Origin of the sequence: Enterobacter pseudoroggenkampii (assembly GCF_026420145.1) — a bacterium.
Classification (GTDB): Bacteria; Pseudomonadota; Gammaproteobacteria; order Enterobacterales; family Enterobacteriaceae; genus Enterobacter; species Enterobacter pseudoroggenkampii.
Window position 1 is genome coordinate 2,401,847 of the sequence record NZ_JAPMLV010000001.1, and the last position, 15,808, is coordinate 2,417,654.

The 15,808-nt window shown below is 60.6% G+C and carries 14 protein-coding genes; 5 read left to right on the forward strand and 9 right to left on the reverse strand.

The genetic code is table 11. The annotated features are described in order from the left end of the window. The first annotated feature begins 16 nt into the window (after positions 1 to 16). Both nrdB and yfaE read left to right on the forward strand, forming a co-directional pair. Positions 17 to 1,147, forward strand: coding sequence for a class Ia ribonucleoside-diphosphate reductase subunit beta (gene nrdB, locus OTG14_RS11710; protein ID WP_023312514.1), 1,131 nt, complete (start codon positions 17 to 19; stop codon positions 1,145 to 1,147). After that, the gene (gene yfaE, locus OTG14_RS11715; protein ID WP_023325749.1) at positions 1,147 to 1,401 is read left to right on the forward strand and encodes a class I ribonucleotide reductase maintenance protein YfaE; all 255 of its coding nucleotides are present in this window, start codon (positions 1,147 to 1,149) and stop codon (positions 1,399 to 1,401) included. Before nrdB ends, yfaE begins: the two co-directional genes overlap by 1 nt. A 99-nt stretch (positions 1,402 to 1,500) precedes the next feature. Here yfaE and glpQ read toward each other — a convergent pair whose 3' ends face one another. Further along, entirely contained in the window at positions 1,501 to 2,559 is a 1,059-nt protein-coding gene (gene glpQ / locus OTG14_RS11720) for a glycerophosphodiester phosphodiesterase (RefSeq protein ID WP_061714729.1), read from the reverse strand. Between the two features lie 11 nt (positions 2,560 to 2,570). Further along, positions 2,571 to 3,923 carry a glycerol-3-phosphate transporter gene (gene glpT / locus OTG14_RS11725; protein ID WP_024908206.1) on the reverse strand — a complete coding sequence of 451 codons (1,353 nt, stop codon included), beginning with the start codon at positions 3,921 to 3,923 and terminating at the stop codon, positions 2,571 to 2,573. Positions 3,924 to 4,174: 251 nt separating this feature from the next. On the opposite strand from glpT, the gene glpA reads away from it, so the two are divergent. From glpA to glpC, 3 genes are read left to right on the forward strand one after another with little or no spacing between them, the layout of a single operon-like run. After that, positions 4,175 to 5,803: an anaerobic glycerol-3-phosphate dehydrogenase subunit A gene (gene glpA / locus OTG14_RS11730; protein ID WP_032646598.1), complete on the forward strand. Its 1,629-nt coding sequence runs from the start codon at positions 4,175 to 4,177 to the stop codon at positions 5,801 to 5,803. Further along, the gene (gene glpB, locus OTG14_RS11735; protein ID WP_267215105.1) at positions 5,793 to 7,010 is read left to right on the forward strand and encodes a glycerol-3-phosphate dehydrogenase subunit GlpB; all 1,218 of its coding nucleotides are present in this window, start codon (positions 5,793 to 5,795) and stop codon (positions 7,008 to 7,010) included. The genes glpA and glpB overlap by 11 nt, the downstream gene beginning before the upstream one ends. Further along, on the forward strand, positions 7,007 to 8,197 hold the full coding sequence (gene glpC, locus OTG14_RS11740; protein ID WP_024908209.1) for an anaerobic glycerol-3-phosphate dehydrogenase subunit GlpC: 1,191 nt from the start codon (positions 7,007 to 7,009) through the stop codon (positions 8,195 to 8,197). Before glpB ends, glpC begins: the two co-directional genes overlap by 4 nt. A gap of 33 nt (positions 8,198 to 8,230) precedes the next feature. Here glpC and OTG14_RS11745 read toward each other — a convergent pair whose 3' ends face one another. The 7 genes from OTG14_RS11745 to menD form a co-directional block, all read right to left on the reverse strand. Beyond that, positions 8,231 to 9,430 carry a nicotinamide mononucleotide deamidase-related protein YfaY gene (locus OTG14_RS11745; RefSeq protein ID WP_157189494.1) on the reverse strand — a complete coding sequence of 400 codons (1,200 nt, stop codon included), beginning with the start codon at positions 9,428 to 9,430 and terminating at the stop codon, positions 8,231 to 8,233. A gap of 93 nt (positions 9,431 to 9,523) precedes the next feature. Then, the gene (locus OTG14_RS11750; protein WP_024908211.1) at positions 9,524 to 10,063 is read right to left on the reverse strand and encodes a YfaZ family outer membrane protein; all 540 of its coding nucleotides are present in this window, start codon (positions 10,061 to 10,063) and stop codon (positions 9,524 to 9,526) included. Between the two features lie 124 nt (positions 10,064 to 10,187). Continuing rightward, positions 10,188 to 11,549, reverse strand: a complete 1,362-nt coding sequence (gene menE / locus OTG14_RS11755; RefSeq protein ID WP_267215106.1) for an o-succinylbenzoate--CoA ligase — start codon at positions 11,547 to 11,549, stop codon at positions 10,188 to 10,190. Continuing rightward, positions 11,546 to 12,511, reverse strand: a complete 966-nt coding sequence (gene menC / locus OTG14_RS11760) for an o-succinylbenzoate synthase (RefSeq protein WP_267215107.1) — start codon at positions 12,509 to 12,511, stop codon at positions 11,546 to 11,548. Before menC ends, menE begins: the two co-directional genes overlap by 4 nt. Then, complete coding sequence (gene menB, locus OTG14_RS11765; RefSeq protein WP_267215108.1) at positions 12,511 to 13,368, reverse strand: 1,4-dihydroxy-2-naphthoyl-CoA synthase; 858 nt, start codon at positions 13,366 to 13,368, stop codon at positions 12,511 to 12,513. The genes menC and menB overlap by 1 nt, the downstream gene beginning before the upstream one ends. Beyond that, positions 13,365 to 14,141 carry a 2-succinyl-6-hydroxy-2,4-cyclohexadiene-1-carboxylate synthase gene (gene menH / locus OTG14_RS11770; protein WP_267215109.1) on the reverse strand — a complete coding sequence of 259 codons (777 nt, stop codon included), beginning with the start codon at positions 14,139 to 14,141 and terminating at the stop codon, positions 13,365 to 13,367. The genes menB and menH overlap by 4 nt, the downstream gene beginning before the upstream one ends. After that, a complete protein-coding gene (gene menD / locus OTG14_RS11775) occupies positions 14,138 to 15,808 on the reverse strand; it encodes a 2-succinyl-5-enolpyruvyl-6-hydroxy-3-cyclohexene-1-carboxylic-acid synthase (RefSeq protein ID WP_267215110.1) in 1,671 nt (556 codons plus the stop codon). The genes menH and menD overlap by 4 nt, the downstream gene beginning before the upstream one ends.

Sequence of the window (15,808 nt, forward strand, 5' to 3'; positions counted from 1 at the left end):
TTTTTAGGACACACTCATGGCATATACCACCTTTTCACAGACGAAAAACGACCAGCTCAAAGAGCCGATGTTCTTCGGCCAGCCGGTCAACGTGGCACGCTACGATCAGCAAAAATATGACATCTTCGAAAAGCTGATTGAAAAGCAACTCTCCTTCTTCTGGCGCCCGGAAGAAGTGGATGTCTCCCGCGACCGTATTGACTACCAGTCGCTGCCGGATCACGAAAAGCATATCTTCATCAGCAACCTGAAGTACCAGACGCTGCTGGACTCTATTCAGGGCCGTAGCCCGAACGTGGCGCTGCTGCCGCTGATCTCCATTCCAGAGCTGGAAACCTGGGTGGAAACCTGGGCGTTCTCCGAGACGATCCACTCCCGCTCTTACACCCACATCATCCGCAACATCGTGAACGATCCGGCGGTGGTGTTTGACGATATCGTTACCAACGAGCAGATCCAGAAGCGCGCGGAAGGCATTGCCCATTACTACGACGAACTGATCGAGATGACCAGCTACTGGCATCTGCTGGGCGAAGGCACCCACAACGTGAACGGTAAAACCATTACCGTGAACCTGCGTGCGCTGAAAAAGCAGCTGTATCTGTGCCTGATGAGCGTTAACGCGCTGGAAGCGATCCGCTTCTACGTGAGCTTCGCCTGCTCCTTCGCCTTTGCCGAGCGCAAGCTGATGGAAGGCAACGCCAAGATTATCCGTCTGATTGCCCGCGATGAAGCCCTGCACCTGACCGGTACCCAGCACATGCTGAACCTGCTGCGCAGCGGTACGGACGATCCGGAGATGGCGGAAATCGCCGAAGAGTGCAAGCAGGAGTGCTACGACCTGTTCGTACTGGCGGCTCAGCAGGAGAAAGAGTGGGCAGATTACCTGTTCCGCGACGGCTCCATGATTGGCCTGAACAAAGACATCCTGTGCCAGTACGTTGAGTACATCACCAACATCCGCATGCAGGCTGTCGGTCTCGACCTGCCGTTCCAGACGCGCTCTAACCCAATCCCGTGGATCAACACCTGGCTGGTGTCCGATAACGTGCAGGTTGCGCCGCAGGAAGTGGAAGTGAGCTCTTATCTGGTCGGTCAGATTGATTCTGAAGTCAACACTGACGACCTGAGCAACTTCCAGCTCTGATGCCACGCGTCACGTTAAGTCTTTCCGGCACTGAGGTACTGTGTCGGGAGGAGCACCCTTCTCTGCTGGTGGCGCTTGAGGCGCATCAGGTAGAAGTAGAGTACCAGTGTCGTTCCGGCTACTGCGGCTCCTGCCGCTGCCGTCTGGTCGCAGGCCAGGTAGACTGGCTGACCGAGCCGCTGGCCTTTATCAACGAAGGGGAAATTTTGCCCTGCTGCTGCCGGGCAAAAGGCGATATCGAAATCGAGATGTGATTGCCCTTATTCCCTCTCCCTGTGGGAGAGGGAATAAGGGCATCAGGCCGCAGAGCCTGATTGTCGGGTGTCGGCCTCGCCTTACCCGACCTACAAAACCTACTTCCGGTGAATGAATTCAACCGCTTTATCCGGGAAATCCGTAAACAGTCCGTCCACGCCCGCCTGGTTATACAACACCTCATAAAGCTGATTCACATTCGTGGCATACGGCGGCAGCTGGTCTGCACGCACGGTATACGGATGCACCTGCATCTTGCTGTCGTGCGCCTCTTTCACCATCGCCGTCAGCTTCACGTGGCCCGGCGCTGAGCCCTCCGCCACCAGCATGTGATAATCCGGCCCGATGCCGTCGGCGTACTGCGCAATCTGCTTCATCGCGCCCGGCTTAAACATCCAGTCGTAGTTGTAGTTAACCCACTTCCCGTCCGGCTGTTTCTCCTGAGTTTCATTCCAGTCAGTGTAGGCAATCAGCTGCACCAGGTTGAGGTTCATGCCCATCTTCGGCTCCAGCTCGGTTTTGATGCGCTTCAGCTCGGCGGCATCAAAACACTGCAGGTAGACTTTGTCCTTCTTGCTGGTGTAGCCGTACTGCTTCAGCACCTCCAGCGTCTTTGCGGCAATGTCTTTTCCTTCCTGATGGTGGAACCACGGCGCTTTGATCTCCGGGTAGATACCGATATTTTTACCGGTTGAGTGGTTCAGCCCCTGAACAAACTCAATCTCTTCCTGGAAGGTATGAATGCGGAAGTCAGATTTGCCCATCGGGAAACGTCCCGGATAGACCTGCACTTTCTTGCCGTTTTCAATCTCGAAGCCTTCGGTAAACTTCAGGGAACGGATCTCCGCCAGGGTGAAATCAATGGCGTAGTAGCGGCCATCTTTTCGCGCGCGGTCCGGGAAACGCTCCGCCACGTCCGTCACGCGGTCCAGATAGTGGTCATGCAGGACAACCAGCTGGTCGTCCTTCGTCATCACCAGATCCTGCTCGAGGTAATCCGCGCCCTGCGCATAGGCCATCGCTTTCGCCGGCAGCGTATGCTCCGGCAGATAGCCACTCGCGCCACGGTGGGCAATAACGATTTTATCCGCCGCCAGCGCGGAGCCTGTCATCAGGCCCGCCAGCAGCAGGCCTGTCGCTAACTGAGTTAATTTCATCGTAAAGCTCCTTATTGACGACGTGCCAGCACTTCCGCGTGGTGACGTTTCTCACCGATCATCACAACAATCAGCAGCAGTACCGCCAGCACGCTACCGCCGATCATCACCATAAAGCCGCCGTCCCAGCCGAAGAAGTCAACGGTGTAGCCCACAATGGCGCTCGCCGCGACCGAACCGCCGAGGTAACCGAACAGGCCGGTAAAGCCTGCCGCCGTGCCCGCCGCTTTTTTCGGCGCCAGCTCCAGCGCATGCAGGCCGATCAGCATTACCGGACCGTAAATCAGGAAGCCGATGACGATCATGCAGGCCATGTCTACTGATGGATTGCCCGGCGGGTTAAGCCAGTAAACAACCGTCGCGATGGTCACCAGGGTCATAAAGAAGACGCCCGTCGCACCGCGGTTACCCTTAAACACCTTGTCCGACATCCAGCCGCAAAGCAGCGTGCCTGGGATCCCGGCGTATTCATACAGGAAGTACGCCCAGGAGGATTTATCCAGCGCGAAGTGCTTCACCTCTTTCAGGTAGGTTGGCGACCAGTCGAGGATGCCGTAGCGCAGCAGGTAAACGAACACGTTCGCCACCGCGATGTACCACAGCAGCTTGTTCGGCAGGACGTACTTCATGAAGATCTGTTTTGCGGTCAGCTCCTCTTCGTGCTCCTTGCTGTAATCATCCGGATAGTCGTTTTTGTACTCTTCAATCGGCGGCAGGCCGCAGGACTGAGGCGTATCACGCATCAGCGCGAAAGCGAAAATCGCCACCACGATGGCGCCAAAGGCAGGCATATACAGCGCAGCGTGCCAGTCGTTGAACCAGGCCATCCCCAGCAGGAACAGCAGCGGCGGAATACCGCCACCCACGTTATGGGCACAGTTCCACACCGACACGATGCCGCCGCGCTCCTTCTGCGACCACCAGTGCACCATGGTGCGTCCGCACGGCGGCCACCCCATCCCCTGGAACCAGCCGCAGAGGAACAGCAGCACGAACATGATGGCAATGCTGGAGGTTGCCCACGGCACAAAGCCCATGAACAGCATCACCGCCGCCGCCAGGATCAGACCGGCGGGCAGGAACACGCGCGGATTCGAGCGATCCGACACGGAGCCCATGATGAATTTGGAAAAACCGTAGGCGATGGAGATCCCCGACAGCGCGAACCCCAGATCGCCGCGGGAAAAGCCCTGCTCCACCAGATACGGCATGGCGAGCGCGAAGTTTTTACGTACAAGGTAGTACGCCGCGTACCCGAAGAAGATCCCCAGGAAGATTTGCCAACGCAGACGGCGATAGAGCGGATCTATTTCTGCCTCTGGCAGACGCGCCCTGTGGGGCGCAGGTTTGAAGATACTGAGCATAACAGCCTCCGTGGCCTTGAAATGAATGAGCAGGTGGCTCGCACCTGAATTCCAGAGGCGGGGATGTTAAGAAATCACGGTGATTGTTACTGTGAATCAACGCACAGATTGTTACAGAAATATGACAGAATGCGCAAAAAAGCGCATGAAATCACGTTTCACTTTCGAATTCCGCGCGTTTATGTTCGAAATCAAACAAACCACAAAATTAATATGGCTAAATGATAAAAAACGAACATAGAGGGTAAACAATGACCATTCACGATCCTCGCTACAGCGATGTGATAATCATTGGCGGTGGCGCAACCGGCGCCGGGATCGCACGCGATTGCGCCCTTCGCGGCCTGAGCGTCACGCTTCTGGAACGCCATGATATCGCTACGGGCGCAACCGGGCGTAACCACGGCCTGCTGCACAGCGGCGCGCGGTATGCGGTCACCGACGCTGAATCCGCGCGCGAATGTATTGCTGAAAACCAGATCCTCAAGCGTATCGCCCGCCACTGCATTGAGCCGACCGACGGCCTCTTTATTACCCTTCCCGAAGATGATCTCGCTTTTCAGAACACCTTTATTACCGCCTGCAGCGCCGCGGGCATTCAGGCTGAGGCCATGGATCCGGCGCTGGCGCGGCGGCTGGAACCGTCGGTTAACCCGGCGCTTATCGGCGCGGTGAAGGTCCCTGACGGCACCGTCGATCCGTTCCGCCTGACCGCCGCCAATATGCTGGACGCCCGCGAGCATGGCGCGCATATCCTGACCGGGCATGAAGTGACCGGGCTTATCCGCGAAGGCCATCGTATCTGCGGCGTGCGGATCCTTGATACGCAATATAACGAACACAGCGAGCTGTATGCCGCCGTTGTGGTCAACGCGGCGGGGATCTGGGGGCAGCGGATTGCGGAATACGCGGACCTTTCGGTGCGCATGTTCCCGGCGAAAGGCTCGCTGCTGATCCTCGACCACCGCATCAATAACCACGTGATCAACCGCTGCCGCAAACCGTCTGACGCCGATATCCTCGTGCCGGGAGATACCATTTCGTTAATCGGGACGACCTCAACCCACGTGGACTACAGCGAGATTGACTACAACCGCGTCACCGCTGAAGAGGTGGACATCCTGCTGCGCGAAGGGGAAAAACTGGCGCCGGTGATGGCCCAGACGCGTATTCTTCGCGCCTACGCCGGCGTGCGTCCGCTGGTCGCCAGCGACAACGACCCGAGCGGACGTAACGTCAGCCGGGGCATCGTGCTGCTCGATCACGCCGAACGCGACGGCATGGACGGGTTTATCACCATCACCGGCGGCAAGCTGATGACCTACCGCCTGATGGCCGAGTGGGCGACCGATGCCGTCTGCCGCAAGCTGGGCAATACCGAACGGTGCGTGACGGCAGAACAAGCCCTGCCCGGCTCGCGTCAGTCCACCGAGAAGACGCTGCAAAAAATTATCTCCCTGCCCGCGCCGCTGCGCGGGTCCGCTATTTACCGCCACGGCGACAGAACGCCACAGTGGCTCGGTGAAGGACGACTGAGCCGCAGCCTGGTGTGCGAGTGCGAAGCCGTCACCGCCGGTGAGGTGCAGTACGCGGTGGAGAATCTGACGGTCAACAGCCTGCTCGATCTTCGCCGCCGCACCCGCGTCGGAATGGGCACCTGTCAGGGCGAGCTGTGCGCCTGTCGTGCCGCCGGTCTGCTGCAGCGTTTTCACACCACCACCGCCACCCAGTCGCTCGATCAGCTCAGCGCGTTTTTAAACGAGCGCTGGAAAGGCATTCAGCCTGTCGCCTGGGGCGATGCCCTGCGCGAAAGCGAATTTACCCGCTGGGTCTACCAGGGGCTTTGCGGTCTTGAGAAGGAGCAACGCGATGAAATTTGATACCGTAATCGTCGGCGGCGGGCTGGCAGGCCTGCTCTGCGGCATCAAACTCACGAAGCAGGGGCTGCGCTGCGCCATTATCACCCGGGGCCAGAGCGCCCTGCACTTCTCGTCGGGCTCGCTGGATCTGGTGGACGAAGCGTACCGCGATAAGCTGCCGCCGGAACACCCGTATCACCTGATTGGCGCGCAGCATATTGACCGCTTTGCGCTGGAAACCGAAGCGCTGCTGGCGGACTGCGGCGCACGTCTGCAGGGCAGCGCCCGGCTCAATCACCAGCGCGTTACGCCGCTCGGCACCCTGCGTTCCGCGTGGCTCAGCCCGGAGGAGGTGCCCATTACCCCCATTCGCGCGGGACGTGTGCGGGTGGTAGGGATTAGCGGCTTTCTGGATTTCCAGCCCCATCTCGCAGCGGCGTCGCTCTGTCGCCAGGGCGTTAACGCGGAAACGGCAGAGATAGAACTGCCCGAGCTTGATGTCCTGCGCGATAACCCGAGCGAGTTTCGCGCGGTGAATATCGCCCGTTTTCTTGATAACGAGGACAAATGGCCGCTGCTGTATGACGCGCTCAGGCCGCTCGGCGAAACCTGCGATGCCCTGCTGATGCCCGCCTGCTTCGGTTTACGCGACAACCGACTCTGGCGCTGGCTCTCGGATCGTCTGCCCTGCTCGCTCGGCCTGCTGCCAACGCTGCCCCCTTCCGTACCCGGCATTCGCCTGCATACCCAGCTCCAGCGTCAGTTTGTCGCGCAGGGCGGCGTGTGGATGGCGGGTGATGAGGTGAAAAAAATCACCCTGACCGACGGCGCGGTGAGCGAAATCTGGACGCGCAACCACGACGATATTCCGCTTCGCGCCCGCTATACGGTGCTGGCAAGCGGCAGCTTCTTCAGCAACGGACTGCTGAGCAGCCGGGAGGGCATCCGGGAAGCCATTATGGGGCTGGATGTTCGCCAGCGTGCCTCACGCGCGGACTGGTATCAGAGTGATTTCTTCTCGCCGCAGCCCTGGCAACAGTTCGGCGTGATTGTCGATAACCAGCTGCATCCGCAGCTTTCCGGTAAACCCGTCAGGAATCTCTTTGCCATCGGCTCGCTGCTGGGCGGGTACGATCCCATTGCCCAGGGATGCGGTGGCGGGGTCTGCGCCGTCACGGCGCTGTATGTGGCAGAGCAGATTAGCCAGCGCACGGAGGCTGAACAATGAACGACACCCGTTTTGAAAGCTGCATCAAATGCACGGTGTGTACCACCGTCTGCCCGGTCAGCGGCGTTAACCCACGCTATCCCGGACCAAAGCAGGCCGGGCCGGACGGCGAGCGCCTGCGCCTGAAGGACGGCAAGCTGTACGATGAAGCGCTGAAATACTGCATTAACTGCAAACGCTGCGAAGTCGCCTGCCCGTCGGATGTGAAAATCGGCGATATCATTCAGCGCGCCCGGGCGCGCTACAGCACGCAAAAACCGACACTGCGCGATGCGATCCTGAGCCACACCGATCTGATGGGCAGCGTCTCGACGCCCTTTGCCCCCATCGTGAATGCCGCGACCGCTCTCAAACCGGTGCGTCAGCTGCTGGATGCCACGCTGAAGATAGACCATCACCGCAGCCTGCCGAAATATTCTCACGGCACCTTCCGCCGCTGGTACAAATCCGTCGCGGCGCAACAGGCGCAGTACGCCGACCAGGTGGCCTTTTTCCACGGCTGCTATGTGAACTACAACCACCCGCAGCTGGGTAAAGACCTGCTGAAGGTGCTGAACGCCATGGGCACGGGCGTTCAGCTACTGAACAAAGAGAAGTGCTGCGGCGTACCGCTAATTGCCAACGGGTTTACCGATAAAGCGCGCAGGCAGGCTCAAAGCAATGTCACCTCCCTGCGCGAAGCCATTGTCGATAAAGGTATTCCGGTGCTGGCGACCTCGTCCACCTGTACCTTCACACTGCGCGATGAGTACCCGCATCTGCTGGACGTGGATAACACCGGCCTGCGCGAGCACATCGAGCTGGCGACGCGCTTCCTGTGGCGCAAACTGGATAGCGGGCAGACGTTGCCGCTGGGGACATTACCGCTGAAAGTGGTCTATCACACGCCGTGTCACATGGAGAAAATGGGCTGGTCGCTCTATACGCTTGAGCTGCTGCGGCTTATTCCAGGCCTGGAGCTGACGGTGCTGGATTCGCGCTGCTGCGGGATTGCGGGGACCTACGGCTTTAAGCGTGAAAACTACGAAACGTCACAGGCGATTGGCGCCCCGCTGTTCCGTCAGATTGAAGAGAGCGGCGCGGATATCGTGGTGACCGACTGCGAAACCTGCAAGTGGCAGATTGAGATGTCCACCAGCAAGCGCTGTGAACATCCGATTACCCTGCTGGCGAAGGCGCTGGGCTAAACATGGCCGGGGCGAAAGGCCCCGGCACAGGTTTTACTCGATAAACAGCGACTCGACCACATGGATCCAGCCGTGCTCGCTGGGCACCTCTTTGCCATTCAGCCAGCGGCGCAGCATGTTCAACGCCATCATGGCGCAAACCTCCTGACGCACCGCCAGGCTGTGGCGGGTGATGCTCATTTTAACCCGCAGCGCCCAGGTGCCTTCCGGCGTCGCCAGCGCGAAGTTAAGGTATTCCTCGTCCAGCCCCCCGACAAACAGCGCCAGACCGGCAAAATGCTTCACCCTTCTCTCGGACGCCCAGCGGGCGGTTTGCGCGAGAGTCTCCTGCTGGAACGGCACCACTTCGCTGGCCAGCAGCGGCGCGTTGACGCGCGACAGCTGAAGTGCCAGCAGGCCACCGGTGAACTGCTCGCTTAAGGTCACGCTCAGCTGACGCGCCTGCAGATGCGTCGCAATCTGCGCGGGCAACCCTTCCGTCCCTTCAAAGATCAGGCTTTCGCCCGCCACGCGCTGCACCTCGGGCCACAGGGCCAGCATCGCCTCTTTCTGTTCGGCCGGGCCTGTCAGCTTAAGTTCAATGATCGGCATGGAGGAGCGATAGCCCATGGACACGCCTGGCGGCAGCGGAAGATGATCGAGGCTCTGGGCCAGATCGCTTTCCGAGCGGCCAAAGGTGGTCAGACGCAGGCACAGCGGCGGTTCAGGCAGGGTAAAACGATCGCGAAGGCGCGGCAGGATCTGCTGCTCAACCATCACTTTAAATTCTGAGGGCACACCCGGCGTAAAGAACATCAGGCAGCGGTTCAGCTGCATAGCAAACCCGCACGCGGTACCCACCGGGTTATCGACCAGTTCAGCACTGGCGGGAATTTCAGCCTGTTTGCGGTTGCTTGGGGCCATGACGCGGCCACGTTCGGAGAAAAAGCGCTCCATCTGCGAAAGCCACGCCTCGTGCAGCACCAGCCCTTCGCCTTTTGCGGTCGCGGCGGCCAGGGCGCTGAGATCGTCACCGGTGGGGCCGAGCCCGCCGTTCACAATCAGCACGTCGCAGTGCTCGCTGCGCTCACGCAGAATAGCGACCAGCGACTCAAGATTGTCGCCTACGGTATTGCGGCGCGTTAACGGTAATCCTTGCTCAAAGAAAAGATCGGCGAGCCAGGCAGCATTGGTATCAATAATTTGTCCATGCAGCACTTCGTCGCCGGTGGATAACATCTCCACGTTAATCATTATGTTCTCCCGCTTATATGGTCAAAACACTATAGCGCAAACGCGGGGTGGAGAAGAGAGAAACTGGCGCGACAGAACGCCGCGCCGGAGTGATTAGAAGCCTGCGCTAACGCCCACGTACGGGCCGTCGGCCAGCGCATTGTCACGGTTGCCGTCTTTACCGGCCAGGTTCAGATAGCGATAGCCAGCTTCGATGGTAATCGGACGCATGATGGTCCAGCGCGCACCGGCGTTGGCCTCTTCATAACTTTCGATACCGCTGGAGAGGGAGTCCGGCGAATAGTAGTACTCACCAAACAGGCCGAAGCTGTCGCCAATTTTCCACTGCAGGCCGCCACCCACTGCCGCCGCGTACCCTTCATCACCGTCATTTGGGTTGGTATAGATGCCTTTACCGCCGACGGTCGCCAGGAACGGGCCAAGAGGAACGTTGAGACCCAGGCCGAGGCTGGCCGCGTCGCCGTCGTCATCGTTATGCGTCCAGCCGCCGGTCATCGCCAGACCGGATGTCTCGGTACCCATGCCAAAGCCCAGGTGGGTATAATCCTGACCCGCCGAGCCGTTAATGCTAATGGCGTTCGCCGCCGCCGATACAACCATCAGGCCGAAGCCCAGTAATGCCACTTTTTTCATTGTCGTGATCCCGCACAATTATTATAAAGAAGTCCCAAAACCGCGAGATTTTAACCGGAGTCTCCCGGGGATCAAGCACTCTGCGTGCGGCCGGTCTGTAGATTGTAACTTTTTGAAACGGCTATTATCCCTTCAGCGATGCGTTCACCCACTGCTGCAGCGCGCGGCGTGAGACTTTGATGCCGCCATTTTTGAGTTCAGTCGGTAACACCAGCCAGCGGACGGGTTGCTCAAAACGCGCGACCTTATCCCTGACCCAGTCGGGTAAGCAGGTGATATCCGTTCCCGGCTCGCACTCCACCACCGCCACCGGACGTTGCCCGAACTCAGCGTCGTCCAGCGGGACGATAAACACCTGGTTAACCTGCGGGTGCGTGGCGATAACGCGCTCCAGCGATTCCGGCTGGATCCCTTCTCCGCCGCTAAAAAAGAGGTTGTCCATGCGGCCGAGGATCGTCAGACGGCCGTCATGCCATTCGCCGCGATCGCGTGTGGCGAACCAACCCTGCGCGTTGGTCAGCGGAATCATTTCGCCGTCTCGCCAGTAGCCTGAGGCCATGCTTTGCGCCCGGATCCAGACTTCACCGTTAACCACCTGCACCTCTCTGCCCGGCAGCGCACAGCCCACGTCCGGCTCGCCGTCCGCCTCTTTCGCACAAACGGTAGAGGCAAACTCGGTCAGACCGTAGCCGCAGAAGGTGCGTATATCCTGCTCTCGCGCCTGTTCGGTCAATTCAACAGGGATGGCCGCCCCGCCCAGCAGCACCGCTTTCAGTGCGACAGGCTGGTGCGCATTCAGCAAGCGCCAGAGCTGGGTCGGCACCAGCGAGGCGTGGGTGCAGCCGCGCAACGCCTGCTCAAGAGGCTGTTTCTCGCGTACGGTTAACCGCGCGCCGGCCTGCAGCCAGCGCCATAAAATTCCCTGGCCGGAAACGTGAAACAGCGGTAGCGAGAGCAGCCAGTCGTCGTCTTCACCGTAGGGCATCAGCGACAAAACGCCGCGCGCGCTGGCGAGATGCGCCTCGCACGTATGCACCGCTGCCTTAGGCCGCCCGGTGGAGCCGGAGGTCAGCGTCATGGAGGCCAGCCGCGCCGGTTGCCACGCAGCGCAATACGCATCGGCTGTCTCGTGCATGCGCAGGGCAGGAAGAGCGTCGTAGCTGCCGTCCAGCACCAGCGCAAAGCGCAGCGTCATCTGCGGGAGCAGCACGTCCAGCAGCGGACGCGGCAGCTGCGGATTAGCGGGAAGAATACGCGCCCCGCACTGGAGCAGCGCCAGCCACGCCAGCAGGGTTTGCGGATGATTATGGGCCAGCAGCAGCACGCCGTTGCCCTCCTCCACGCCCTGCCGGTGAAACTCTGCCGCAAGCCGGTCGACGCGGGTGCACAGCTGCTGCCAGCTGAGCACCTCATCGTTCAGCCTGAGGGCCGGTTTATCAGCAGACAGCGCGCACCAGTGCCGCCACGGCCAGTCGGTAAAACTCATCGCAGCGGCTCCAGCGCCTCGACGTCGAGGCACGGCAGCGCGCTGTCCGGCCACGGGCGGATAAGCTGAGCCTGCATCAGGTTCAGCGTGTCGAGGCCAGGAACCGTATCCGGCGTTAGCCAGGCGGCAATGCGCGCCAGCTGGGTCAGCCCAAGGCTGGACTCAATCGACGAGCTGATGACCGCCGTCAGCCCTGAGGCGTGCGCTGCTGCGACCTGCTCGCGCACCTTCGCCAGACTGCCGGTCAGCGTCGGTTTAATCACCACCGCGCTGACGCCGGGCTCGGCGACAAATTCAAAATCGTCCTCGCGCAGGCTTTCATCCCAGGCGATGGCAATCCCGGTTTCGCGGGCAAACGCGCGCGAATCGTCGCGGGTTTTGCACGGTTCTTCGAGGAAGGCAATGCGGCTGCGGTAGGCCGGGTTGACGTACTTTGCAAACTGCTGCGCCTTGAGCGGCGTCCAGGCGCGGTTGGCGTCCAGACGCAGATGCAGATCGGGGATCGCCTCCAGCAGCAGGTTGGCGACCATGCCGTCGCGCACCGCTTCATAGAGACCGACTTTAATTTTCGCCACCTTCTCGCCCGGCATGGCGGAGAGCAGCGCGAACAGCTCGTCAGGATCGCCCGTACAGAGCGGCGCCGCGCGGTAATTCCCCGCTTCCGGCAGGCTGCCGTCCAGCTCCGCCAGTGCGCAGCTGATACCAAAGGCCGCGGAAGGCACCTCCGGCAGCACCGGATCCGCCCCCCCGCGCCACGCGTCCGCCCACGCCAGCAAGGCCGTCTGCGCGTCATCCAGTGACTCCTGGCTAAAGCCCGGCAGAGGCGAAATCTCGCCCCAGCCTTCCCGCTCGCCCTGCTGCAGATGCACGAAGAAGCCGTCACGGGTTTTTAACCGCCTTTCACGCAGCACCACGCCCGCGTCCATCGGTATCTGCCAGCGGTAAACCTGCGCGCGACGCATTACGGATTCCGTTTGTATTTGCTGAAGTCCGGCTGGCGTTTTTCGTTAAACGCGTTGCGCCCTTCCTGACCCTCTTCGGTCATGTAGAACAGCATGGTGGCGTTGCCCGCCAGCTCCTGCAGACCCGCCTGACCGTCGCAGTCGGCATTGAGCGCGGCCTTCAGGCAGCGCAGCGCCATCGGGCTGTTTTGCAGCATTTCACGGCACCAGCGAACGGTTTCTTTTTCGAGATCGGCAATCGGTACCACGGTATTCACCAGGCCCATTTCCAGCGCTTCCTGCGCGTTGTACTGACGGCACAGGAACCAGATTTCGCGGGCTTTTTTCTGCCCGACGATGCGCGCCATGTAGGAGGCACCCCAGCCGCCGTCGAAGGATCCTACTTTCGGGCCGGTCTGGCCGAAGATGGCGTTCTCGGCGGCAATGGTCAGGTCACACATCATGTGCAGGACGTGGCCGCCGCCGATAGAGTAGCCCGCCACCATCGCCACCACCGGTTTTGGACAGGTGCGGATCTGACGCTGGAAATCGAGGACGTTCAGGTGATGCGTACCCGCGTCGTCCTGGTATCCGCCGTAGTCACCGCGCACTTTCTGATCGCCACCGGAGCAGAACGCTTTCTCGCCTTCGCCGGTCAGGACAATCACGCCGATGTTATCGTCGTAGCGCGCATCCGCCAGGGCCTGAATCATCTCTTTCACGGTCAGCGGGCGGAAGGCGTTGCGCACCTGCGGGCGGTTGATGGTAATTTTGGCAATGCCGTCGGTGGATTTGTGGTAACGAATGTCGGTGTAGCCTTCGGAGCAGTCCTGCCATTCAACCGGGGCGTAAAGCATGTTTTCATCAGGGTAGATCATAGAGTGTCCTTTATTCGAAGACGCAGTATCTGAGCCAGACTTGCCGCAACCGCATCGGGATTTTCCCGGTGGGCGTTGTGTCCGGCGTTGGGAATTGCATGGCGAACGGCGTTCACTTCCGCGGCAAGGGCCGCGAACTTCTCATCACCTTCGCCATAGAAATAATCAAAAGAGAAATCGCGCGCGCTCAGGGCAGTACGCAGGTCGGGCTGCACGGCCAGCGAGGTCGACTCGAGCATCATCGCCAGCATCGCGCCGTCGTTCTGGCTGCGCAGGGTAATCAGCGCCTCGCGCTGGGCGTCAGTCAGGGAGGCAAACACAGGCTGTTGGTACCAGTCAGCGAATACGTTATCCAGCGGTTCGCTGCGAAAACGTGCTGCCCAGCGGCGGTCGGATGCCAGCCGCGCCTGTCGCGCATCGGCATCCTGCAGGCCCGGATGTCCCCCTTCTACCGTCAGGCCCAACAGCCCCTTTGGCTGCTGGCAGGCATGGAACATCGCAATGCGGCCGCCGAGGGAGTACCCGATGAGCCAGAAATTCAGTATGTTGTAACTAATAAGAGTTTGGGTGAGTAGCCTGCTCATCTCGTCGAAACCCGCGACGCCCAGATTCCGGGATCCGCCGTGCCCCGGCAGATCCAGATACAGCCGGGGGTAGTCACGGAGTCGCTCCCCAACACCCTGCCACTCGCGGCAATCTCCGGAAAAACCGTGCAAAAAGACCAGCCAGGGATAGCCTGGTTTTCCGGCCTGCTGCACGCCCGAGAGGATCACAGCTGGCTCACCTGCGCCAGCAGGCTTTGCAGGGCCTGCGCACCGTCAGCATCGTTTACCACCAGCTCAATCAGCGTCGCACCCGGCTGCTTCCAGGCGCTGCTTAACGCCGCGTCCAGCTGTTCCCAGCTTTCCGGGCGATGGTATTTCAGGCTAAACATCGCCGCGGCGTGTTCGAACTGCACGTTCTGCGGCATCAGATAGAAGCGCTCGCGCTCGCTCTGCGGCGTGGGCAGCAGGGAGAAAATCTGCCCGCCGTTGTTGTTGACCACAATCAGCACAAACGGGGCTGACGCCTGACGCAGCAGCGCCAGCGCGTTGAGATCGTAGAGCGCGGAGAGATCGCCCACGATCGCCAGCGTTGATTTCGCGCTGGCGCGCTGCACGCCCGCCGCCGTGGAGATCAGCCCGTCGATACCGCTGGCGCCACGGTTGCTGTACACCGGGTAGCCCGCGGGCAGCTTCGAAAAAGCGTCAATCAGCCGCACCACCAGGCTGTTGCCGACAAACAATTGCCCCTGTTCAGGCAGGCACTGGCGAATACGGTGCGCCAGTCCGGCCTCGCTAAACGCTTCACAGTGCGCTTTAGTCAGTTCCCACGCCTGGCGCGAAAGGTCCGGGATGGCCACCGCCCAGGGCTTGCGTTTTTCAGCCGGATGAAGCGTCAGCCAGGCGTCGATATGGCTGACCAGACGACGTCCGCGATGGTGCGCCGGGTCAAGCCGCCCTTCCAGCGCGTCCACCAGCCAGTACTCTTCCGGCGTGCAGGTGGCCTGCCACTGCAGTAACCGTTTGCCGGTTAAACTCGATCCAAGCTGAACCACAATCTGCGCCTGCGCCAGCTCGGTGACCGCTTTGGCATTACCCAGCCAGAGGTCGGCGCACGGCAGCGGCTGACCGGTCTGGGAAAGCACGTCGCCTATCAGCGGCCAGCCCAGGGTTTGCGCCCATTCGGCGACCAGCTTGCCTTCGGCGGCGCTCATGCGCCCGGCAATCACCACGCCGCGCTTCTGCCGCCAGAAGAACCAGTCGCGCTGCTTCGCGCTCTCAAGGTGCGTCTGCTCGCGAAGCCACGGTTTTTCACTCTCCCACCAGTCGCCAAGGGATTGCTGCCAGTCAAGACCCGTATCGTCCAGCTCACCGTACAGCGGCTCGGCAAACGGGCAGTTAATATGCAGCGCCCCGCCGCGCAGCGTCTCCAGAGCGTGATCGACGGTGGAGACCAGCCAGCTTGCCGGAATATCCTGGGTGGGACGGGGCAGCGAAATCGTCTGCGAAGGATGCGAAGCAAAGAGCCCCGGCTGACGGATGGCCTGATTGGCGCCGCAGTCGATAAGCTCAGGGGGGCGGTCGGCCGTCAGTAAGATCAGTTTTTCACCGGTTAACCCGGCTTCAATCAGAGCCGGATAGAGGTTCGCCACGGCGGTACCGGAAGTGACGATCACCGCCACGGGTTCTTTGCTGACCTTCGCCAGACCCAGCGCGAGATGCCCGAGACCACGCTCATCAAAGTGGGTGTGGTGAATCAACGCCCGGTTTTCAGCGGCCGCCAGCGTAAGCGGCGTTGAGCGAGAGCCCGGTGCAATACACACGTGCCTGACGCCATGGCGCGTCAGGGCTTCAAGGATCACCGCCGCCCAGCGTCGGTTAAAAGAACTTACTGACAT